Origin of the sequence: Marinoscillum pacificum, assembly GCF_024714495.1 — a bacterium.
GTDB classification, from domain to species: domain Bacteria; phylum Bacteroidota; class Bacteroidia; order Cytophagales; family Cyclobacteriaceae; genus Marinoscillum; species Marinoscillum pacificum.
In genome coordinates, this window is record NZ_JAMZMJ010000002.1 from 252,382 (window position 1) to 276,184 (window position 23,803).

Sequence of the window (23,803 nt, forward strand, 5' to 3'; positions counted from 1 at the left end):
CTCTGTTATTCTATTTCCGTTTAAAATCATAAATACCTTTCCACTTTATCTCGCCTTTTGAAGTCTCTACTGAATGTTCGTGATTTGGATCATTGTCCTTAAGGGAGAATGCAAAGCGATAAACCTTACCTGAGGTGAGTTCAATAGCTGCCACCACGTAACCTTCAGAATTATGATCTACCGATAGATCACTGATGGATGTAAATGAGTTGAGTGGAATTTCATCTGAATAGCTGTAGAAACCATGGGTTTCGTAAACACTGGCAAACACTGTATTTCCTCCAACTCGTCTCTGAATCAAACCAGGATCTCGCCTGAGGTTAAACTTTAGATCATTAGCTCCTATTCTGGTAAAAATCATTTCATCACCCTCTGTGGTGGCAGAAGTAACCGTATAAAAGTGCTTACCATTAAACCAGGTCATTTGAAACATGTCTCCATTTACCGCCGCTTGACCTTCAGCCCACAAGTGCTGATACCCAGACTCCTGCCCCATAGGACTAAGTGTAGTGTTTGCTTCTATCTGTTGATTCACACTCATTAACTCGCCCTGATAATAGAGTGGTAAATCATATCTGGTCTCCATTGGAGCCTGTACAGTAAGTAAATCAAGCACTAGTGGTCGTTCAAGTTCCTCAATGGTCAGTAGTGCCATGGTACGCTGCATTTTGACATCTTTATAGGCGTTTTCTTCTCGTGCGCTCACTATACTCACACTGTCCGTTGATGTGAACGAATAACGAGTTCCTGAAGTCAAGTCTGCAGCCTGCACGTTACCATCAAAATGAGAATCTTTATTTACCACAAGCGTATTATGGGCAATTGTTTCTTTGGCCCAGCTGTGATTCTCTTTCAAATAACCACCACCATCCTTATGGTCTATGTTTACCCAGCGGGCAGATCCGTAATCCTGAATGACTTCATCGCCTCCATCATAAAGCATAAACCCTAATCGATCAAAATGTCCATGACCCATTCCGTGTTTAGCATACTTCATTACCAGCGTCATATCATCTGCTCTCAAAATACCTATACCTCCTTCATCACCTTTTGCACCATCACTAAGCTCTAGACTCTTGTAATCAAAGGGCTGTGATAACCCCTGGGCTATGGCACTGGCAGCAGATAAACCAGCGTCGTTTAGCGGTACCCGATCTTGCTTTTCAATAATCGATAGTAATGATGGATCCTGGTCACCGAAAAAGTAAGCCATGCTTACTGCGTTAACCAATTCGCGAGAAGCCAATGACATGCCTTTTTGCGCATCATTGAATGGAAAGAACTCCCCTAAGCCATTGGTTTGATTAATCAAGGCATAAACCGCCTTAATTAATAATCTGTCCCGGTATTTCAAAATATCCAGATCAGGCTTCTTATTAGCTAATGCCTGGGCAAATATCAAAAATGGATACATGGCATAGCGCTGGTAATATGGACCTTCGGTAAAGTAGCCATCAGGTGAAAACGAATGATCAATTTGAGCAATAAAACCAGCTTCACCTTGAGTCTTCAAGTCCAGAGAGCCTCCATCGTTATCCTTCTCTTGCTGATGCAAATCGTCTACATCAAGACCGTAGAGTGCCCAATTGACTAGTTCGGCATCTTGCATGACCAAACCAATCATGCCTACTGCGGCATTACCCCAAGTGCTGTGATTATGTATGCGATTGAAGAACTGAGGATTCTGAATAGAAATGTATTCTGCATATGGCCTAAAAAGTTCCTTATTGAGTTTTTTAACCGTCTGCTTATCCAACCAATCATAAATGCAATCATATGCCTGACTAGTGTAAACCAACCAGTTGGCGTCATTTAAACACTGCCAGAAAAACTTACCACGAGCATAGGATCTTGTAGCTGGGTGCTTACCGAGAGTAGGATAGATTCGTGCATATTGAAGTAGCATATCTCTGATATACACCGCATACTTCTCATCTCCAGTAATTTGAAAAAGCACTCCGGCCTTCTGCATGGTAAAGAAATTTCGCTTATGCGTTTCGTGGGTATAGCCTCCTGCCAGATCTTTGGGTACAGGTACATCTATTCCCTTTTGCATCTCCACAGCCACTTCATCAACCACTTCTTGCAAAGACTTCTCAAACAGCGGGGCTTGTGCGCTATTCATTTCTCGGACTGCAGAAGGTGTAAGTATCAAACCAGGATGATCCTGACCTGACACCAAATGAGTCATCAATATGAACGCTATGATCAGATATTTATTCACTTGCTCAGGTTTTGGATGTTTTGCTGCTCGAAGGGCTCATTGTTGGTATTCAAACCTGCAGAATTGACGAATTGAATATTGGACAAACTGGTAATAGGTTCTCCATTGGTCATATACAAGTCTATGCCTTTGCTATCTGAAATATTCACCTGATTAACAGTCAAACGCTGCACTCCATGGAATCTCAACACAGCACCTGACTGATTCCTTTTGCCTTTACCTGAGTTGGATATCGATACATTTTCAATCAATACCATTGGCCCAAAGGTGCTCTCATCAGTCCCTCCACGGTATACATTAACCACCTCGTGTTGAACATCAGAAAAGGTGGAATTCTGGATTTTGATATTCTCTACATTGTAAACACCCAGGTCTTCAGTTTCCATATCGAGCGTCATTACAGCACCCGTCACATTGGTAAATTGTGATTGATCGATAATAATGGAGTCAGCAAACGTGTGCTTGTATGATTTCAAAAAGTCGAAAGAATGGTTTTTATCCAAATCCTTTACTTCACAATCCTTCACCACCAGAGCATAGTTCTGATTCATAGAATACTTGCTTGTGCTAATTACATTATTACCAGCATAGTCTGGGGATTCTGCTCCATCAAACAAGAGGTTCATCAATTGTAAGGCTCCACCATTTTCTATTTTGAAAAAGCTCTGTTTTTCAGAAAGAATAACCGCTTTTTCACCAGCAGGTGACGTAATAGTGATAGGGTGATGAACAAAAGCGTATTTGGTCATTAGATAAGTCCCTCCATTTTCCAGTTCGAGTACATCCCCAGGATTGCTTGATTCAATCGCCTGGATCAGGGCATCTTCACCGGCTGCCACTTTGATTAACTCGCCAGTATCAAAAGACCGCTCACCTCCGTCTTTCGGATAGAAGCTTGCTCCTACTTCTTCTTTGCTAACTGGTAATTTCACAGATCCAAAACCGATCTGATCTAACAGCTCTTCTGACGGCACAATCAATCCATGTTCGTTCTTAGAAAGTTGCAACGGCACTTTTTGAAAACCCTGATCGAAAGGAGCTTCAGCTGACTCGTTCATGACATTTCCAGCAAACTCAATTCCAGAAACATCATCATAGATCGTAAATGGTTGCAGGTTAGTCTCGCCAAGGATTAAATTGTTTTTGAAAGTGGTTCCTACTGGTGTTGCGGATCGCTCTTCGTCACTTCCTGCGCACAACTGAATGTAATCACTGTTGATTACCAGGTTATTCTCCATTTTAGAGTCTACCACCTGATTGTATCGGTTGATTGGTGAATTAGGGACACCATTCATGATCACCAATGCACCTCTAAAGCGGTGGCCTGTCAAACCGTATAGGTAGTTGTTTTTCACGGTCTGATATTCATTGATAATTCGTATACCCCCTGTATTTGGCTTTCCATTACCGAGAAAATAGTTGTTCTGAACTGTGGTATGATGTCCATGACGCATGGTAAGGGTACCCTGACATTCAAAAAATACATTCCCTTCAAACAAATTGCCGCAAGACTTATTGGATACAATCTCATGCTCGCCATTGACCCGATCAAAATAGTTGTTTCGAACGATGGTATTAGAATAGGTTCTAGAGTAGTGACTCGTTCCTATACGAAGCGTCTCCCCTCCATTGGACCCTAATACACCTCTCGGGCCAAAGTAATTGTATTCTATAATGTGACCGTTCTCGCGACTTGCTTCAGTTGGTAAGCGAACAGCCATAGTAACTCCCACATTGCTCTTTCCTATGAGTGAGTTATGGTCAAATTGATTGTTTTTTCCATACATGCCTACCCAGTAGTCAGAGTCAAACCGCTCTGGGTTGGAGTAATTGTCTATCACACAGTTAGTCACACGACAGTGATTAGCCAATGAAGTTTTGCTGGTTTTGAAAGAAATCACCTCACTTGTAGGAGTATAACCATCTTTAAACACTAATCCTGATATCTCGATGTATTCACCCGAAAAAGCTAAATAAGATTGACCTGTAAACACCACTTGACCAGGAGTTTCAGCCTTTACCCTTATCCATTCGGCCTCACTTCCTCTCGCATCAAATTTGATCTCTGCGTCCTCCCATTCACCATTAGCCAGAGTGATCACATCTCCAGGAGTAGCATTTTGAATGGCCATATTGAACTCATCAACGTTCTTTACTATACCCGGGGGAGTCTCAGTACAAGACATCCCCCAAGCACAGATTACAAGAAGTATGAAGAAGATATTTAAATAATTAAATCGAATATTATCCTTACCTAATGTTATATGCATGTAATTGTTACTTTCTTTTAGTGAGAAACTTCAAGCTCATAGTATTTCACTTTTGCATAAGCACCCGCCTCTGTACTAGCCAGATAATTACCAGCTTTAAAATAGTTTTCAAAAACGCCCCATTTCTCCATATGGATATCATCGTAGACCAATGTTTCGTCATCATTTAGAGTAACAGTCATTCGACCTTCCGACACATTGACTTCAAGAGTAAATGGATCATGACCGACTTCTTCTTGAAAGTAAACACCCTCATCATCTCCCCAAGCGTCGGTGTGCAGCATTTCTTCGTATGTCGAATTCAGGTTCTTTAGCACTTTCGTTTTTACTCGTACTTTTCCAAATGCCCAGTAGATTTTCAAAATTGGAGGCGCGTTATTATCATCTTCACCAATTAAATCACGTTGTTCATTGGTAAGTCGACCATGGATTTGCATAATGATCGTTCTGTGCTCCTTTCCTTCTGAATCCAGAGAAACTTCTGGAACCGACAGTTTACCTTTGATTTTGCCTCCATCTTTAAATGTCCAGTTAACAGAGTTGCTACCAGGCTCCATCTGCTCTCTTAGTTCTGAGCGGGAGTAAGATGAGTTAGCCGTAGAGCTAGCTGGATAAGTATAAAATACTAATCCTCCATCTGTTGAGTCGTTGTACATAAATGGCTTAAGATCTTCATTCGTAGCGTAATCCAGTATTTCAGGAGGCTCTACTTCCATTGGCCCACCTACTGGAATGGTAACCTTCCAATGACTAAGGTCAATATTAGGTAAAACATAATTGGTCTCACCAACAGGCTCCTGTGGTTCATCCTCTTTTTCATCATCATTAATCGTTGATACAGGTGGCCCATCGGGCAATTGCTCTTTACAACTGCATGCGGACATTACACAGACTAATAACAATAATTGAAAGAAGAAACTACCTGGCTTAAAAGCCAGGTAATCAATACTATTTCGCTTAAACATCTTCATCTTAGTTTTCTACAATAGAAATATCATCTATTCGTGCTTCTACGTCTGTATTAGTTATATAAATAACGATTGTTTCACTCGTTCCTGAATTGAAGGAAACGCTGGAATTGACGTATGTCTCAGGATCTGTTTGATCTGTTACCGTGGTGGAAGCAATAGTTGCTCCGGCTATATTAGCTGGATCACTTACCGGCTGATCTAAAATAGCCACCGTCAATGAGCCTGAAGGACTGTCTTTTAATGTGTACCAAAAATCCACTGTATAGTTCTTTCCAGCCTCTACCTGTACTTCTTGATATGCTGCTCTTGTGTTATCTGACGGAAACTTAGCAGCTTGTCCACCAGATTTCACAGGACTTGAAGTTATTTGTATCACTCCTCCCATGCCATCTGGCCGATCTCCTCCAGACACTCTCCATGAATCACGGCCATCCCCAGTACCACCATCCAACTGTCCATCCTCAAAACCGCCTTCCAGTATTATAGGAACAAAACCTTGTGCAACCACAATATTTTCCGTTGCTATGTCGGTAGCGCCGGTAATACTAGTTGCAGTGAGCGTCACCGTATATTCTCCATCTGCTGCATAAGTGTGCATTGGGCTTTCTAATGTAGACTGGAAACCGTCACCAAAATCCCACATTAATGACACTGCATCTTCAGAAATACTCGTAAACGAATATGTCTGATAATCTGACGCATCTATCTCATAACTAAAAGCAGCGGTAACAGGGGCTTGAATGTCAATTACAGTACTAAGCTCACTACTTAACCCTCCATCACTACTTGCTGTTAAAGTAACCGTATACACATCTGCCGCTGCATAAGTATATGTTGGATTTTGTTCTGTAGAGGTATTGCCATCACCAAAATCCCACAAGTAGGAATCTGCATTAATTGAACTATTAGTGAAGCTATATTCCAAATAATTGGTTTCGCTTTGCTTAGCAGTGAAACCCACAGAAGGTGGAATAGCTCCACCACTACCAATATCTATACTGAAATCATCTAACCTCGCCTCTACAGATCCTCCATTATAGAAATAGATCGCTATTTTGTCACTTGTACCAGAGTTGAAAGACACCGTTGCTGAAACAAAAGCATCAGGATCTTCCTGGTTGTTCACTGTTACAGATCCTAAAACTAGTCCCTGTGCCTGCTCATGCGAAGTAATGGTTCCATCAGATGCGTCAAGTATGTCTACAGTTAAGTATCCTGATGGGGTACTTAACAAGGTATAAAAGAAATTGACATCATAGTTAGCATCAGGCTCTACCATAAGTTCCTGATAGCCTATACGCTGATCACTTACAGACCCGGTAAGCTTAGCTCCTTGAGAGCCATTAACGACAGGACTAGAAGTAATTTGAATAACACCTCCTAAATCATTATTTCTCCAGGAATCACGACCATCTCCTGTACCATCAGGTAGTTCATTATCCTCAAAGCCCGCTTCTAAAATAACTGGTTGAAAAGGCCCCTCTTCTACTAACACATCTTGTGTATAGGTATTGGTGGCGCCTAACTTGTCAGATGCAGTGAGTGAAACACTATAGGTTCCCTCACCTGCTTCAAATACAAATGTTGGGTGCTCCTCAGTAGAAGTATTATCACCTCCAAAGTTCCACAAAAAGTCAGTGGCCTCTGTAGATAGATTGGTGAAACGAATAGTCCGAAAATCATCAATATCTGATGAATAGGAAAAACCTGCCTCTGGGGGAATAGTATCCTCTTTGGAGTTGGCTCCAGGTAGGTCTTCTTCACAACCTACTATTCCACCTAATAAACCAAGCACTATCAAGAATGAAGTTAACCTGGAAAAATATGTTTGTTTAATTGTCTTCATCATTTGGGTTTTTTTTGATTAATAACCTGGGTTTTGATTTAAAACACCTCCACTCAAATTGATTTCCCTTGAAGGTATTGGCAACAAAAGGTCCGTTCCTGTGAATGTATAGCCATTATCATCTGCATATCCACTCAAAACAGCATCTGCTACTCCGAAACGCACTAAATCAAAAAAACGATGATTTTCAAATGCAAACTCCACTCTTCTTTCTAGTAATAAATCATTTACTGAAATAGATGTAACCGGATTGGTTATCCCAGCACGATTTCGAACTGCCTGAAATGAACTCAGTGCATTGGCATTACCTGTAGATGGAGTACCTGCAAGAATTGCTTCAACATGCATCAACAATACGTCTGCATATCTCAAAACTATCCAGTCATTTCCAGCATCTCCGGTGTTAGTTCCATAATTCTGAGTCCAGTCAAAGCCATCTGGTAAAAACTTACCAACTTCATAATTACCTAATACATTGGTAAGCGAAACATCCGTTCTATTTCCGCCGAAGGCTTGCAAATCTGCAATGAGATTGTTTTCCGGAATATTCAACCCATCTTGTCTACCAGCTCTAATAGTAGAAGTGAACTCCGCTGAAAAGCCCTGACTCTCTTCTGAATTACCAGATTGATACTGTATAGCGAATATGATTTCGTTATTCAGCTCAGAGTAAAATACATCATAGAAATTATCCTCAAGTGAATATTCCTGACTGTTGATAATTTCCTCACATAACTGTTGAGCTCCCTCGTAATTAGGGGTAGACTGAGTCAAATAAACCTTGGCCAGTAGTGCTTGAGCGGCACCTTTTGAAGCTCTTGCTTTGTGAGAGTAATCCAGAGACAATATCGCTTCCTGAAGATCCTCTATGATTTGACTATAGATATCATCTACAGACGCTCTGGTGAATAACTTATCTGTCTCTTCTGCTATTACAACCTCTGTGACTAAAGGTACTCCACCATATAACCTAACCAAATTGAAATAAGCATAGGCTCTCAAAAACTTAGCTTCTGCAGTGTACTTAGCTACATTTCCCGGATTGGCTACATCCATATAATTCATGATATTATTCGCTCGAAAAATCACCTCATACATAGACGCCCAATAATCTTCAGATTGCACATTATTGGGATCAATAATATATCTGTGAAAATCAGCTCTCGACCCTTCCAAAGTAGCACTTCTTGTATTATCTGACCGGTGTTCAGTCAACAGATATTCAAATTGCACTCCTCTATTGAAATCCGTATCATTGGTTTCTGTGTTTTCGTTTACTCCCTGAATGGCATCATATATTCCAATGATTCCCGCCAACACATCTTCATCTGAATCAAAGTATGCATCAACTGTTACCGATGAGTCAGGCAATGGGTTTAAAAATTCATCATCACATGAACTGGCAACCAACCCAAAAATGGCCATGATCATTATTTTAATAGGTTTCATATTTTTTTGAGTTTTAAAAGTTAACATTAAGACCTACTGTCATGGTGCGGAACAGCGGTGTTCCTGCTCGTTGTTCTCCGTACTTTCTTGGATTGTCGTCATCGATAAATTCAGGATTAAATCCAGAATACTCATCTGATGTTCTGTAGATTAGGTTTTGACCAGAAACGTAAAGTCGAACATTGGAAAGACCAAACTTAGCTGCCGTTGCTTTTGGTAGATTGTAGCCTATATTGACATTTCTTAAGGACAAATAACTGGCAGATTGTACAACTTCATCGGTAAGTACTTTCTCTTGCAAGAAACTTTGATGAGGTACAATTCCTGCATCTACCAGATCCTGAGGATTGGTCGTTGTTCCTTGCCACCATGTGTAGAAGTACTGATCACCAATATTCTTAACTTCAGCACCAAAACTTCCCTGAACCATAAACGATAAGTCAAATGGTCCATAAGCAAAATCGTTAGTTATACTCAGAATAATATCTGGATATGGGTCGCCCAGTATTGTTTTATCCTCATTAGTTATAATACCGTCTCCATTGAGATCAAGCACAATGGCATCTTCAGCAAACCCATTAATCGTCTGCCACGGAGTGGTTACATATTCATTTGGAACAGATTTTGATCTATCAACCACATATCCATAAAACGAAGAAATAGGGTTACCTACCAGGTTGATATATTGAGAATTCCGTCCATAAGTATCTTCCAATAAGGCTCCATCCGAATCCCCAAAAGCAGTTAATTCATTTTCATTAGTAGATGCTATGAAGCTTGTACTCCATTTGAAAGGATCTTGATCTATATTGATTGTTCTCAACTCAAATTCCCAACCTCGGTTTTCGACTTCTCCAAGGTTGACAATACCTGTATTAAAACCAGTAATATAAGATACAGGGTTTTCTAAAAGGAGATTATCACTCACTCTTCTATAAAAATCAATGGAACCTGTAACCCGGTTTTTGAATAGTCCATAATCAACACCTACAGTCAATTCCGAAGAAGCTTCCCACTGCAACAACGTATTAGCAATATTCAATGGCGAAACACCTGGAACAACACTGTTATCACTGATGTAATTAGAGTTTTGCAGCAAAGCCAGATAAGGCCAGGTATTGATGATATCGTCACCTACACTAAAGTTTTCTGAACCGGTGAGACCATAACTCGCTCTTAATTTTATAATGCTCAAAAGATCATTATTAGCTAAAAAACCCTCGTTATGCATGTTCCAACCTATTGATACGGCTGGGAAATTTCCCCATTTGGAATCTACACCGAACACTGAGCTTCCATCTCGTCTGAAAGAAGCATTGAATAGGTATCTATCCTTATAAGCATAATTTACCCTAGCAAAGTACCCTATCTTCTTTCGAAGAATATTGATCTCTGCAAACTCTGCTATATTGGTGGCACCTTCTAGATTTTTCAAGAGATCATTTGTGTAACCATTTCCTGTAATGGTACTCTCTTCGGATGTTCTTCTCTGAATTGTAACCCCTCCCAGTAGACTAAGGTCATGATCTCCAAAAGTTTTATTGTATGATACTGTGTTATCTGAAATTACTCTGGTTCTGAACCTATTCTGAAGATTATACTGTGCCCTACTATTACCAGCAGAATGATGATTAGTACCATCCCATCTGGTCCGCTTACGCTGCTCCAGTGTAAGACCAAGTGAAGTTCTAACAGTCAGCCCTTCCAAAATATCATAACTTAAATATGTAGAGCTCAATAAGTTCGTCTGATACTCATAGTGCTCCCTCTCTGCATATTGTGCATAAGGATTCATATCTCCGGTTGTCCTTGCTCTACCTGTGGAACCATCTCCATTGTAATCAGCACTTAGAAGATGATCTTCATTGAAGTAGTCCCCCACTTGCACGTCTGGAAATTCTTCTCTATCAATGAATTGTAACGTTTCTTCCGTATGGTATATAGGCAGCCATGGAGATTGTCTTATGGGATTGTGAACTGAAGTGGGTAAGGTTCTTCTTTTTACGTATGATGGAGTAGCATTAACACCGAATTTAAGACCATCAATTAATTCTGTATTTATTTTAATTGATCCAGTGTATAATTTATAATCATCAAATATCACCACACCTTCATCATGAAGGTATTTCAATGAAGCACTGTAATCAGTTTTATCAGTGCCTCCTCTAGCAGATACAGAATGACTCACAATATTTCCACCATTAAAAAATACGTCCTGCCAATCACGATCCAAACCTCCTAACGCTTCTGAAATAGCCAGAGCCTGTAATGTACCATCACTTAATTGTCCATCATTAGCAGCGGCTTCCAACTCCGCCCAATCTGTGAGATCCTTCTTATATTCTTCACTTCCAAAAGCTTCTTTGCGTCCGAAGAAAGTTTCATAACTAAAGGATGGTTTTCCCTTTTTTCCATTCTTTGTGGTGATGATAATCACTCCATTCGCGCCTTCACTTCCATAAATGGCAGCGGAAGCAGCATCTTTTAGCACTTCAAAGGATTCAATATCATTCATATTCATATTCCCAAGGAAGTCCGAATTCACAATGACACCATCAACAACTACGGCAGGTCCTGAATCAGCCGTAACAGACCCAAACCCTCTCACCGTAATGGTAGGGGCTGCTCCAGGCTCAGCATCCGTAGCTTGAATATTCACTCCGGACACCTGACCAATTAAGGCGTCATCCACTCTGGAAACAGCCATTTGATCCAAATCTTCATTGACCACCTTAGATACGGAACCTGTGATTGAGGATTTCTTTTGTGTTCCGTACCCGACAACCACAACTTCATCGAGTTGCTTTAAATCCAGGTTCATTTTTACATTAAGAGAGGTCTGGCTCCCAACTTCAATTTCTTGAGTCAAAAATCCTACAAATGAAAAAGTCAACACATCTCCAGAGGTTGCTTTTACATTAAAATTACCATTCATGTCAGTAATTGTACCGTTAGTGGTACCTTTCACCATCACAGTTACCCCTGGAAGAGTTTCCCCTTCAGCTGAGGTAACCTGCCCAGTATAGGACTGGTTTTCCTGCGCATGTACTTGTGCGTACAATAGCATCAGTGTTACCACTGAAAACAAGCAGCGCAAACCTGCCCGCTTAATCAGTAAACAGTTTTTCATAATCATCATTTTTGTTAGGGTATCCTGAATAGAGCGGAAATGGAGGTATTGTTCTGAAGAAATCAGATTTACTCTATATTTGTAGATCAGAACAGTTACTGGGAAAATACAGGTCAGTTTGCCGATTGAATGTATTTCCTAGCAATGAGTCTCCGTGAGTTAGCTTTCGCTAACTCACTTTTTTTTCTGCATCATCAGATTCATCATTTGTTTTATTGTTTTTAACGGAAAAGTTCAAAATATCACTCAGATGGTGCCTCATAGCATCTGCTGCTTCATCTGGACTTCTTTTTTCTATAAAGTCTAATATTTGATAGTGTTCGTCAAGTGCGCTTACAGGACGCTCCCCTCCACAGACATTGTTTTCTTTGAAATAAGTCAAAATATCAGGAGTAACTATCAACATTAAAGATTTCAAGACTGGGTTCTTACTAGCTTCAGCAATTTTCAAGTGAAATAGTAAGTCACATTCTACTGTATCCTTACCTGCAGACACTGCATTTTCATAATCTGTCAACGCATTTGCAATAGACACAATATCTTGATTAGACCTTCTCATAGCAGCAAACCGTGCAGAATTAACTTCCAGCAGCACTCTGGTCTCTACTAACGCATGGAAATCATTTCCCTCCAATTCTAATACATCAGAAATAAGACCTTCCAAAGCTGCAATACCAAAACCGGCTACAACAGTTCCACTTTGTGGTAGGGTTTTAAGAATACCATAAAACTCCAGTTTTCTAATAGCATCACGAACATACGTCCTACCAACACCAAACCGCTCACTGAGCATGCGCTCAGATGGGAGTTTATCACCAGGCTTTAATTGACCAGAAGAAATCAACTCCTTGATCTGCTTAATAATTTTGTCACCAGGTTTCTCTATTACTATTTCTCTAAAATTATTTAATAAGTCCATGCAGCTCAATGTATAATTAGTAAACCACCAACTGGTTGACCAATTTATTACAAATTATTATTTTCTCAAAACTTTAACATTATTTTTAAATAATCATAAAATGATATAGAAGACCAAGCAACAAACTTACATTACCATAATTTTAATAATTAGCGAATTATGTTATACTTTTCATAGAAGTAATAGCAATCTATTGATTAATTCAACCCCTAATGAAGGGATAAATAAAATATCAATATTTCAGTTAAATGAGATGCTATCACAAAAAATATACAACTGGTCAACCAATCCAAACCAGTCACCTCAATTTATCAAATGAATAATTCAGTCCTTCTAAAAGGAATATTTACCCTAGACGAAGCAAGGAGCACATCATCAGATTGCTTTGTTAACCATATTACTCATTGACTCTCAGGATCAAGAAAGACTCTGAGCAAATTCTAATTGTGATAATTTCACCACTTAAGACAAACAGATAATTACAATCGAAGCATAATACATCTCTAGAACCCAACACTCAAGCACTTTACAACATAATTCCGAAGGACGACCACTGATAAAACAAGCTTCTTACCTGAAGTATTGATACTGCGCTGCACAGGAAACCTTCCCTACTGCAAAAACGAAAAAAGGCTCTAAAGCTTAACGCTAAAGAGCCTTTTAGTGCAGTCCGTAGGACGACCAAACGTCCAGAAACCTTCTAGTGGAAGGTTTTAGTGAGGTGCGAGCATGTAGGGAGGGCTTCTGTTACCAGGATGAAAACCTGGCGTGCCTGGCCGGCTGCCCATACCCCCTAGACGAACGGACCATCTTGTCTAATTAGGTAGGGTTTAAAGTCTCTTGTCTATGATTAAGAATTAGAAAAAGCACGCATTGCAAGACTCCAGAATTCAGTAAGGAATTACTATAATCAATTTGAAAATTGCTTAAAAACAAAAAAACTGATTCATGTGTGAATCAGGCTTTGTAGTCCGTAGGACGACCGAACGTCCAGAAACCTTCCAGTGAAAGGTTTTTAGTGAGGTGCAAGCATACAGGGAGGGCTTCCCCAAATGCCAAACGAAAAAAGGCTCTGAAGCTTAACGCTAAAGAGCCTTTTGAGTGTAGTCCGTAGGGGAATCGAACCCCTGTTACCAGGATGAAAACCTGGCGTCCTAACCCCTAGACGAACGGACCATTTGTTCTAACATCATCAAAGCAATACTGCCTTTTGGTGTTTGGGTTTGCAAATATAACATCCCCTTTCACAATCGCAAATACTCTTTAAAAAGTGTCTAAAAAAAATAGCGAGTTGCGAAAATACAGGGAAGACCTCCCTATTGCCAAACGAAAAAAGGCTCTGAAGCTTAACGCTAAAGAGCCTTTTTGGTGTAGTCCGTAGGGGAATCGAACCCCTGTTACCAGGATGAAAACCTGGCGTCCTAACCCCTAGACGAACGGACCATTTTGTCTTCCAAAGAGAAACTTTTGATCGCCTCTCTGTGTTTGGGAGTGCAAATATAACACCGACTTTTACAATCCCAAATACTGGAAGAAAAATTTTGCAAAAAAAATTAGCCCCGTCTCCGAGGCTAAATTTTCTATCTATTCTTAACAGTTTATTGCGCTACCGGCTCACCGTATTTATCAACTAATATTGGATCCCCAGGGCCATCTACTCTCAGTGGCTCGTACTGAGTCTCCTTATCACCCACAATTAGGTAAATCATGTTATTAAGGTTCATGTACTCATTAACAGTCGCCTGAACTTTCTCAACAGTCATATCTTTCACAGCTTGTTGCTCTTCATCCAGATAGTTCTGAGGAAGGTCATAAGTACTGATATTCTGAAGAATACCGATCAAACTAAACAAGGTCTCAAATCTTCGAGTATTCTCTTTGATCATAGACACTTGAGTTTTTCTCAAATCCTCTTCAGTATAGTTAGCAGCATAGTTTCCAATCACTTCTTTGAATGTTTCCAAAGCCGGAGCCGTCACAGCAGACTGCACACTAGAAGAAGCCATCCAAATACCTGGATCGTAAGACTGACGAGAAACAAAAGAATACGCTCCGTAAGTAAACTGCTTTTCCTCTCTCAATACCTGGAAAAGCTGCCCACTAGAACCACCACCTAAACGGTCATTAGCGATGTTGATTAGATTAAATGCAGGATCACTCCCATCCACAGCCAATCGACCAATATTGATTACTGACTGCTTCGCTTTTGGAATATCCACAAAGAACACTTGAGGTTCAGTTGGAACAGGAGGTACGTCGAATTCCGGCATTACCACTTGCTTAGACTCCCAGCTACTCAGCTTTTCCAATGACTTCATCACAGCCGACTGAGACACAGCTCCAGCAACGTGATAATTTGTTACCGATGGAGAGAAGTTTTTCTCATAGTAAGCCTTGATATCATCCAGGGTAATAGCCTCTACAGTTTCAGTATATCCTACAATTGGATGTGATAAAATATGATCTTTTCCGTAGAATAGCTTATTTCTCACAGTACTTGCTACCGCATTTGGATTGGCCTCCCGCTGTTGAATGGTGTTAATAGTAGCACTTTTAATTCTTTCGAACTCTGCCGCATCCCATCTTGGCTCCAATAAGATTTCAGAAACAAGATCCATAGTAGCTGCATAGTTTCTGGCCAAGCAGTTACCAGAAATGGTAATATACTCATCAGAAGTACCCATATTGATAGAAGAACCTAACTGACCAATCGCATCTTCTAACTCTTCAGGAGTCTTTGTAGCTGTACCCTCCATCATTAGATCGGTAATCATGTTAGCGGCACCTACTTTATCTGGATTATCAAGATACAAACCACCCATGATTCTGAAACTAAACTGCACCAAAGGCAATTCATCTCTTTCGATGCCATAAACATCAATACCATTAGCAGTTTTTGATGTCCAGATTGTAGGGGGAGTAACTAACGGATCTTCGCCAAACTCCGGCTCCACTGTTCTATCAAATGATGATTCAGTTTTTGTATAAGTGAAATCACCTTCTTGCTCCATTACTTCAGATGGCTTGAACTCATTCAATCCTTCTTCTTTGATCTGTGCAGGAATAGCTGAAGAAAGTGCCAAATCAGCAGCTCCTGTTGGAACGAAGTTGGTCACTACACTATTCTTACCTTTGATGTATTTCTGATACACACGCATCACATCATCCTTTGTCACATTTTTGATATTCTCGATATCCTTTGTGATGTAACCTGGATCACCAGTGTACTCATTATAGAATGCCAACTGAAGTGATTTATTGAATACACTTGAAATACCATTGTAGAAATTGGTTTCCTGACGAGCTTTGATACGCTCCAAATCCTTCTCAGAGAATCCTTCGGTTTCAAACTTATCCAGCGCCTGACCAATTAAGGTTCTTACCGTATCTAGATCTACACCTTTATTAGCTCTCACCCTGAATGTGAAAGTACCAGCCAATTCATTAGCGCTATGCCATGCACTTACACCAGACTCTGGCGCTACTTCAGCCTCTTCAACCAATACTTTATACAAAGGAGCACGCTTACCGTCTGTTAAAATCTCAGACAGTGCATCTAGAGCCCACTGATCAGCATTGTACTGCTCTACAGTCGGGAACGTCATTCTGATTTCTGGCAATTGCGCAAAATTATCTTCGTAATAAAGAACTTTCGTTTCATCTAGAGAAACTGGCATCGGCTTCATTGGCTGATCATCCCCTCTTGAAGGAATTTCTCCAAAGTATTTATCAACTAGTCCTTTTACCTCTTCAGACTTGAAATCTCCAGCAATCACCAAGGTTGCGTTGTTAGGACCATACCACTTGTCGTAGAATTCCTTCACATCTTCAATGGTCGCTCCTTGCAAATCTTCAAGTTCTCCAATCACTGTCCAGTTGTAAGGGTGACCTTCTGGATACAAAGCTTTTCTGATTACATAATCTGTATGACCGTAAGGCTGGTTATCCACGCGCTGACGCTTTTCATTCTGCACTACAGGCTTTTCACCTTCCAGGTCAGTTAAAGAAACCGCATTAATAAAGAAGCCCATTCTATCAGACTCCATCCAAAGCACTTTCTCCAGCGCATCTTTAGGAACCGTCTCGAAGTAAATAGTGAAGTCATTAGAAGTTCCTCCATTGAAGGTTCCACCCCACTCATTGATATTCTTAAAAAATCCACCTTCAGGCACATTTTCTGATTTTTGGAACAACATGTGCTCAAAGAAGTGAGCAAAGCCAGTTCTCCCTGGTTTTTCACGGTTAGATCCTACATGCACCACGATCGAAACCGCCACAATAGGATCAGAATGATCTTCGTGAAGTACCACATCAAGACCATTACTCAATTGGTACTTTTCAAAATCAACAGAGAGCTTTGCACTCTCCTCTTTGGGCTCTGTCTGGCCACATGATCCGAGGATCACAGCAACCAATAACACAACCACTAATTTCAAGTTTTTCATTAGTTGTTAGAGTTTATTTGATTTAAGCTAATATGAAGTTAAAGAAAATTTAGTTGGACGGGAATTAAAAGAATATAGAATCCATTTACATGAATGGAGGGAATAAGAAGTGGATGGATATCGCTGATTGACAAAAGTCATTAATAATTGTTCAATCCCTGACAAACTAAACCTACAACATATTTGCTTCCAAAAAATCTAGTTATAGATTTGCAGAGATTTATTTTGAATAATCCGTAAAAAACCAAATAACATGTCAAAAGTCAAAATCGGAATCAATGGATTCGGACGTATCGGAAGATTGGTATTCCGTGTAGCTGCCGAAAGAGAAAATATCGAAATCGTAGGTATCAACGACCTACTTGATGTTGAGTACATCGCTTACATGCTTAAGTACGACTCAACTCACGGACAATTCAAAGGAACTGTTGAAGTAACTGACGGTAAACTTGTAGTAAACGGATCAGAAATCCGCGTTACTTCTGAAAGAAACCCTGCAGACCTTAAATGGGGTGATGTAGGTGCTGAGTACGTAATCGAAGCTACTGGTATCTTCCTTACTAAAGACTCTGCTCAAGGACACTTGGACGCTGGCGCTAAGAAAGTAATCATGACTGGTCCATCTAAAGACGATACTCCAATGTTCGTTATGGGTGTAAACCAGGAGAAGTACACTACAGATATGAACTTCGTATCTAATGCTTCTTGTACTACTAACTGTCTAGCTCCTATCGCAAAAGTATTGAATGATACATTCGGTATCGAAAGTGGTTTGATGACTACAGTTCACGCTACTACTGCTACTCAGAAAACAGTAGACGGTCCTTCTATGAAAGACTGGAGAGGTGGACGTGGCGCTGGCCAAAACATCATCCCTTCATCTACAGGTGCTGCTAAAGCAGTAGGAAAAGTTATTCCTGAGTTGAACGGTAAATTAACTGGTATGTCATTCAGAGTTCCAACTCCAGACGTTTCTGTAGTTGACTTGACTGTACAGTTGAAAAAAGAAACTTCTTACGAGGAGATCTGTAAAGTAATGAAAGAAGCTTCAGAAGGTGCATTGAAAGGTGTGCTTGGATACACTGAAGATGCTGTAGTTTCTACTGACTTCTTAGGTGATTCTAGAACTTCTATCTTCGATGCGGGTGCTGGTATCCAGTTGACTCCAACTTTCGTGAAAGTTGTTTCTTGGTATGACAATGAGTGGGGTTACTCTACTAAAGTAGTTGAGCTTCTTGAGTTCATCGCTGCTAAAGGTTAATTCCATACAAAGCATAGAATTTGAAAACCCTGGCGATTTCGTCAGGGTTTTTTATTTACTCCGGTACAGCACAATAATTTGAATAACTAACCCTATTGCAATTAAAGTTCCGATCTCCAATTTAGTCATCAAATTACTTCGATCAATTGCCTGACTTAGAATAGTCAAACAATTGTTAACCGTTCCAAGACCCACGTTTCAAGTCTATTTTACAAATCTCTCTTCTATTGTGCTGATTTTCAACCAAACGTTACACCCAAATACAAGCAAGATACTTTAGACTAAAAAAGGAGCCTCGATAGCCCCCCTTTGCACCGCCAAATTGATAGTCAACTAAGATCTTCTACTATCCCTGAGCTTCTTAATGCCGTAGGCTCCACCGGCTGCCAATAAAATGGACAACCCACCATCTATTGGCGTGGCTGGAGGTGCCCCTTGAGCCATCACGGGCATAGCTACTAGTAAAACCAATACAACTAAAACTGTTCGTTCGATTAATTCTTTCATAATTTCTTTCGGTTATAGAATTCAAGAGCTTTCTGTTGATATAGCTCTTGATTGAATTTTTATTTGAGTAATATTTTCTTGGAAAATGATCCGTCAGTGATGATATAAACTCCCACAGGAAGATGATCAAAAGTCACTGAAAGCTCATCAGCCACCTCACCGCTCCATACCTGACGGCCATCCAGGCTCATCAAACGATAGCCACGTTGGCCTCTACCATTTCCTTTGCCACCACGTCCACGTCGTATTTTCAGCGTTTTTCCGTGAGCATATATCATGTCGGTAAAATCAAGTGTATTGAGGATACTTGACGCTACGCCGAGTTCAAACCTGCCCGAGAACTTTCCAGCACTCGTGGTAAACGTGTAAGGTTGATCATTTAATAGCTGATAGGCTCCGGTCTGTAGGTCATGAAGATATAAGTAGTACCCTGGAGATTCCTCGGTATCCAGAGAAAAGGTATACGTATCCGCCTCAGACACATGCACTCCTACTGGAATCCGATCTGCGGTATGGTTCACTCCCTGAATGGCCAGCTCTTTACCATCTTTGAACGTGTAGAGCAAATTGGCCGATGCTGGATCAAACACTGGTGCATCATAGTTTCGGTCTGCCTGGCTCATACTGATATCGTCTACCCAACCAATCACAGTTTGCCTGAAAAAACCGTCAGATCCAGTAAGATTCAGCCGCGCTATGGCTTGGGATGATTGACGGAAGAAAGTCTCGTTATCCGCATCACCATACATCTCAGGACTCAAAACAACCTCAGTTTCCCGAACACCCTCTTTCATTTTTACAAAAAAACCTTGCCCGGTAGAAAGACCTTCCAACTCTGAGGAGCGTCCTCCAGGTGAGGTTTGCACAGCCACGTCTCCATTATGGATTATATAATCTGAATTGCTTCCCCTGCCCTCATCAGAGCCATTATCATCCCATACATAGACAGCTCCTTCCAGGTCTTCATTTTCTGAGAGAAACTCATATATGGATAATGACACGGTAAATGGGTTGGACAGAATGTGATAGCCCTCATAAGCATCTTCATTTGCAGCATGATCTGTAGAGGTCAACTCTCGGGTGATTTGGCTACTATATGGAGTACCCACAAACGTCACCAGCCCATCTTCATCTCCGGTAAACGCACTGAAATAGCCTACTCCAGCCTCCATTACTGACATTCCATTAGCCAATGGATCTTTGAATCGATTGAGACCCTCTGTACCCCCAGGGTCATAAGCCTCTGACTCGTCATAGAAATAAACCAATGCGTTTTCTCCGAGCATATCAAAGGAAGCATCCTTCACTGGCGAACCAATCATGCTGTACTGTCCTGTGGACTGATCAAATGTAGTATTGCGTTCGACGATATAGTTATCACCATAAAACGTCCCCCCGAAAGGAATCAACTCACCTCCTGGGGCGACAAGAACTTCGCCATAGTTATAAACATCCGCAGAAAACACAGCTACCGGAGACCCTGCGCCAATATGCAAACTACCTGATGCCTCCACAATTAAGTCCCTTTCAACTTCAAGTGCACCATGAGCATCCGTGTCATATGCACCCGTTATCACGTGTACTCTGTTGTAGTTCACAATGCTCCAGGCATTACCATCCCACACCCTCATCTCTTCTACATCAACAGTAAACCTCAGCGTATCGGTTAACTCATGATCCGTTTCCTCCATCACTACTACTTCCACAGCATGGCTTCCCTGATGAATGAAAGTGGGCGTCCATCGCAAAACCTGACTTTCGTCTATGAGCATCCCTTTGCTCTCCGAAACATCATCTATCGAAAAGACCAGGGCATCGCCATCAGCATCTGTAGCCTCAATAGTAGTTGCAAACTCCGAATATCCTAAAACTGACTGGTCAGTAAGAGCTGAAATAACGGGTGGCCAGTTGATATCATTAACCACTACGGTGAAGACTTGCGAATCGGTAAAATCCGTATCGCCATTTTCCACAACAGTGATGGTCACCTCATGCTCACCAATATGCTCCGCAGATGGCGTCCATTCAAATATTCCGGTTGCATCATTTAAGGTCATCCCCTTATCCAAAGAAACTTGATCAAGGACGTAAGTCACACCTTCAGATTGAGCACATGGTGTAGAAGAAGCCGTAAAGGTGAGTAGTGAACCTTCGTCTACTGTCTGATCGGCAACAGCCGCCAACTCTGGCGGTGCATACTCCCAAATTATTTCCTGCACCTGAGTGTCCTCATTTCCTGCATCATCTGTATAAGTCCAGGTGACTGTGGTACTTTCCGTGATAGGGAAGGCTGCATCGTGGGTTCCAATGATCGTTTCTCCACATTCGCCTGTAGCAGTAGGAGCCTCAAGAGCACTTAGCGATTCGCATACGAGCGTGATTGCCGGTAAAACATCCTCATCCGGCACCGGAGGGTCCTCACCTAACCGAGAATCACCATCAAAAGTCCAACCATAAGTATTGACTAATATGCTTCTAGCCTCATTGCCATCACACGAATAATTCAAGCCACTTACGCCTACCTCCAAATCAGTGGGTATGGTTTGGGTGTCTCCATTGTCATCTGCCCAGCCAGTTAGCGTAGCATCATAATTGGTAGTTAAAATTCCACTTTCATCAAAAATATAGGACATATCAGTAACGCTCCCAACATCCCATGCTCCAAGGTCCTGGTCAAAAGAAGATGCATACCTAAACATTCTCGACATGACGGTAACATTACCCACATCCCAGCTATTGAGGTCACCATTAAAGGAAGAAGCTTCTTGAAACATGTCGGACATATTTGTCACATTACTTACATCCCACGCACTAAGGTCACTATTAAAAGATGTGGCCTTATAAAACATATTCCTAAGGTCGGTTACGTTAGTCAAATCAGGAGCCTCACCCTCAGGTACTGTGGTCAAATTGGAACACCCACCAAAAGCCAAAAACATGGTTTCCCACTCTATATCTCCCCACTGCTCCACAGTGAGTATTTTGTCTTTATCTGCTTTATCATAAAATCTAAAACGCGGAAAGTCTCCAATAATGCTAATGGTGTGTATGCCGGCGTCAGTGTAAGTATGCGTGGCATTTCCTTCATATGTAGTAGCATCGGTAGTGCCATCACCCCAATCCACGGTGTAGCTATACCCTTCATTATACGTAGGTATAGTGATAGACTCATCATCCGAGGTGGTCTGCCACGTCGTGACAAAAGGGGTAAATTGATTTACACTAACTACCCAATCCTGCTGGGTGACACCATTGTATGCCGTGACTGTGTATGTTACAGGGGTAGAAAAATCATTAGCCACCCCTGAGGCAGGTGACACAGAAGCTCCGGGGGAAGTAGCAATCTCCGCGGCGATGGAAGTCAAATCTAACCCTTTAGGCATAATGATGGTAATGGTATGCGCACTTGTATCGATGACTGTCTCACCTATCTGACCGGGCAGTGTAAAGCTGGTAATAGCTGCGGCAGAATCAGATGGGTATACGATGTTCACTGTCCACTCGCGCACTAAAGTTTCATCTTCGGAGGTTACAGTGTATACCTGAGGCGTAGTAAAATCCAAGGCCATGCCGCTGGCCGGAGAAAGGCTCGCGCCTGCCGACACTTCCAAATCAGGAGCCAAACCATTAAGAGAGGTGCTAAAATCTACTTCACAGTACACCGTCTGGTTTATCTCATCGATCACCGGCTCTGTGATGCCTTCATCTAGCTGAAACTGGATGATAGCCGGACATTGCTTTTGATCACCATTAAATGTCCAACCATAGGTATTGACCAGTATATTTCTAGCTTCTACGGCCTCACATGAATAGTGTAAGCCACTTACACCCACCTCCACATCAGTGTTTATGCTTTCAGTACCTCCATTGTCATCTGCCCAGCCATTCAAAGTCGCATTATAGTTCGCAGTTGACATCCCACTTTCATTAAACATCAAACTCATATTCTCTACCTTCTCAATATTCCATGCTCCCAAATTTTGATCAAAAGCGGAACTTAGCTGAAATATACCCTTCATAGAAGTTACTTTACTCACAACCCAACTACTGATATCCTGATTAAAGGAGCTTGCTTTATCAAACATGAACTCCATGAATGTAACGTTACTCACATCCCAGCTACTGATATCCTGGTTAAATGATGATGCGAGCAAAAACACTCCGCGCATGTTTTCCACATTACTGACATCCCAGTGACCTATATCGGAATTCATGCTCGAAGCACCGAAAAACATATCGTACATATCAGTCACATTACTCAGATCTGGAGCATCAGTGGCCGGTATCGTCAGGTTTGAGCATCCCTTAAAGGCACGGTTCATGTTCGTCCACTGGATATCACCCCATTGCTCTATGGTGAGTATTTTGTCTTTTGATCCACCGTTATTGAAATAGATGCGTGGGAAGGTTCCAATGATACTCACTGTATAGGTATCTGAATCCGTGTAAGTATGGGTGGCACTTCCTACATGCGTAGTGGCATCAGTACCATCACCCCAGTCCACCGTGTAGGCATATCCGCTACCTCTCGTGGGGATGGTAATGGACTCATTTTCCGTAGTGGTCTGCCAAGTGGTTATAAATGCCCTCTGAGCATACAGCGACCCAGTGAGCACACATGACAGGATAAGTGGTAATAGTTTTTTCATGTTGACTTTAGATTATCTTTAACAAGGAATAACCGAAAGTATCCATGTCTACTGGTGACCACAATCGCTAATCAGTGAACGACATCAGAAACTAGGTAAACGACAGAAAAAAATCCAACGGTGGTCGCTGAC

11 protein-coding genes and 2 tRNA genes are annotated in these 23,803 nt (G+C 41.3%); 1 reads left to right on the forward strand and 12 read right to left on the reverse strand.

Going from position 1 to position 23,803, the window contains the following annotated elements; all coding sequences use genetic code 11:
• Positions 1-10 precede the first annotated feature (10 nt).
• The 10 genes from NXS00_RS07940 to NXS00_RS07985 all read right to left on the reverse strand — a co-directional run bounded on the left by NXS00_RS07940 (position 11) and on the right by NXS00_RS07985 (position 17,254).
• Positions 11-2,224 (reverse strand): alginate lyase family protein, encoded by a 2,214-nt coding sequence (locus tag NXS00_RS07940; protein ID WP_258098624.1) that lies wholly within the window; start codon positions 2,222-2,224, stop codon positions 11-13.
• Positions 2,221-4,494, reverse strand: coding sequence for a polysaccharide lyase 6 family protein (locus NXS00_RS07945; protein WP_258098625.1), 2,274 nt, complete (start codon positions 4,492-4,494; stop codon positions 2,221-2,223). The genes NXS00_RS07940 and NXS00_RS07945 overlap by 4 nt, the downstream gene beginning before the upstream one ends.
• A gap of 17 nt (positions 4,495-4,511) precedes the next feature.
• A complete protein-coding gene (locus NXS00_RS07950) occupies positions 4,512-5,459 on the reverse strand; it encodes a polysaccharide lyase family 7 protein (protein ID WP_258098626.1) in 948 nt (315 codons plus the stop codon).
• A 7-nt stretch (positions 5,460-5,466) separates the two neighbouring features.
• A complete protein-coding gene (locus NXS00_RS07955; protein WP_258098627.1) occupies positions 5,467-7,314 on the reverse strand; it encodes a PKD domain-containing protein in 1,848 nt (615 codons plus the stop codon).
• A 15-nt stretch (positions 7,315-7,329) separates the two neighbouring features.
• Entirely contained in the window at positions 7,330-8,760 is a 1,431-nt protein-coding gene (locus NXS00_RS07960) for a RagB/SusD family nutrient uptake outer membrane protein (RefSeq protein WP_258098628.1), read from the reverse strand.
• Between the two features lie 13 nt (positions 8,761-8,773).
• Positions 8,774-11,890: a SusC/RagA family TonB-linked outer membrane protein gene (locus tag NXS00_RS07965; protein WP_258098629.1), complete on the reverse strand. Its 3,117-nt coding sequence runs from the start codon at positions 11,888-11,890 to the stop codon at positions 8,774-8,776.
• 169 nt (positions 11,891-12,059) lie between these two features.
• The gene (locus NXS00_RS07970) at positions 12,060-12,809 is read right to left on the reverse strand and encodes a FadR/GntR family transcriptional regulator (protein WP_258098630.1); all 750 of its coding nucleotides are present in this window, start codon (positions 12,807-12,809) and stop codon (positions 12,060-12,062) included.
• Between the two features lie 1,104 nt (positions 12,810-13,913).
• Positions 13,914-13,985: transfer RNA gene (locus NXS00_RS07975), tRNA-Glu, on the reverse strand.
• 195 nt (positions 13,986-14,180) lie between these two features.
• Positions 14,181-14,252 (reverse strand) — tRNA-Glu (locus NXS00_RS07980).
• 155 nt (positions 14,253-14,407) lie between these two features.
• Positions 14,408-17,254, reverse strand: a complete 2,847-nt coding sequence (locus NXS00_RS07985; RefSeq protein WP_258098631.1) for a M16 family metallopeptidase — start codon at positions 17,252-17,254, stop codon at positions 14,408-14,410.
• Between the two features lie 253 nt (positions 17,255-17,507).
• On the opposite strand from NXS00_RS07985, the gene gap reads away from it, so the two are divergent.
• The gene (gap, locus tag NXS00_RS07990; protein ID WP_258098632.1) at positions 17,508-18,515 is read left to right on the forward strand and encodes a type I glyceraldehyde-3-phosphate dehydrogenase; all 1,008 of its coding nucleotides are present in this window, start codon (positions 17,508-17,510) and stop codon (positions 18,513-18,515) included.
• A 333-nt stretch (positions 18,516-18,848) separates the two neighbouring features.
• Here the strand turns inward: gap and NXS00_RS07995 are convergent, their stop codons facing one another.
• Complete coding sequence (locus tag NXS00_RS07995) at positions 18,849-19,022, reverse strand: PID-CTERM protein-sorting domain-containing protein (protein WP_258098633.1); 174 nt, start codon at positions 19,020-19,022, stop codon at positions 18,849-18,851.
• Between the two features lie 59 nt (positions 19,023-19,081).
• Positions 19,082-23,671: a BspA family leucine-rich repeat surface protein gene (locus NXS00_RS08000; RefSeq protein ID WP_258098634.1), complete on the reverse strand. Its 4,590-nt coding sequence runs from the start codon at positions 23,669-23,671 to the stop codon at positions 19,082-19,084.
• Positions 23,672-23,803: the final 132 nt, after the last annotated feature.

Excerpts from the sequence above, each read along its gene's own strand:
- NXS00_RS07955 (WP_258098627.1), bottom strand. The coding sequence starts at position 7,314 with ATGATGAAGACAATTAAACAAACATATTTTTCCAGGTTAACTTCATTC.
- NXS00_RS07960 (WP_258098628.1), bottom strand. The coding sequence starts at position 8,760 with ATGAAACCTATTAAAATAATGATCATGGCCATTTTTGGGTTGGTTGCC.
- NXS00_RS07970 (WP_258098630.1), bottom strand. The coding sequence starts at position 12,809 with ATGGACTTATTAAATAATTTTAGAGAAATAGTAATAGAGAAACCTGGT.
- NXS00_RS07985 (WP_258098631.1), bottom strand. The coding sequence starts at position 17,254 with ATGAAAAACTTGAAATTAGTGGTTGTGTTATTGGTTGCTGTGATCCTC.
- NXS00_RS08000 (WP_258098634.1), bottom strand. The coding sequence starts at position 23,671 with ATGAAAAAACTATTACCACTTATCCTGTCATGTGTGCTCACTGGGTCG.
- gap (WP_258098632.1), top strand. The coding sequence starts at position 17,508 with ATGTCAAAAGTCAAAATCGGAATCAATGGATTCGGACGTATCGGAAGA.
- NXS00_RS07950 (WP_258098626.1), bottom strand. The coding sequence starts at position 5,459 with ATGTTTAAGCGAAATAGTATTGATTACCTGGCTTTTAAGCCAGGTAGT.
- NXS00_RS07965 (WP_258098629.1), bottom strand. The coding sequence starts at position 11,890 with ATGAAAAACTGTTTACTGATTAAGCGGGCAGGTTTGCGCTGCTTGTTT.
- NXS00_RS07945 (WP_258098625.1), bottom strand. The coding sequence starts at position 4,494 with ATGCATATAACATTAGGTAAGGATAATATTCGATTTAATTATTTAAAT.
- NXS00_RS07995 (WP_258098633.1), bottom strand. The coding sequence starts at position 19,022 with ATGAAAGAATTAATCGAACGAACAGTTTTAGTTGTATTGGTTTTACTA.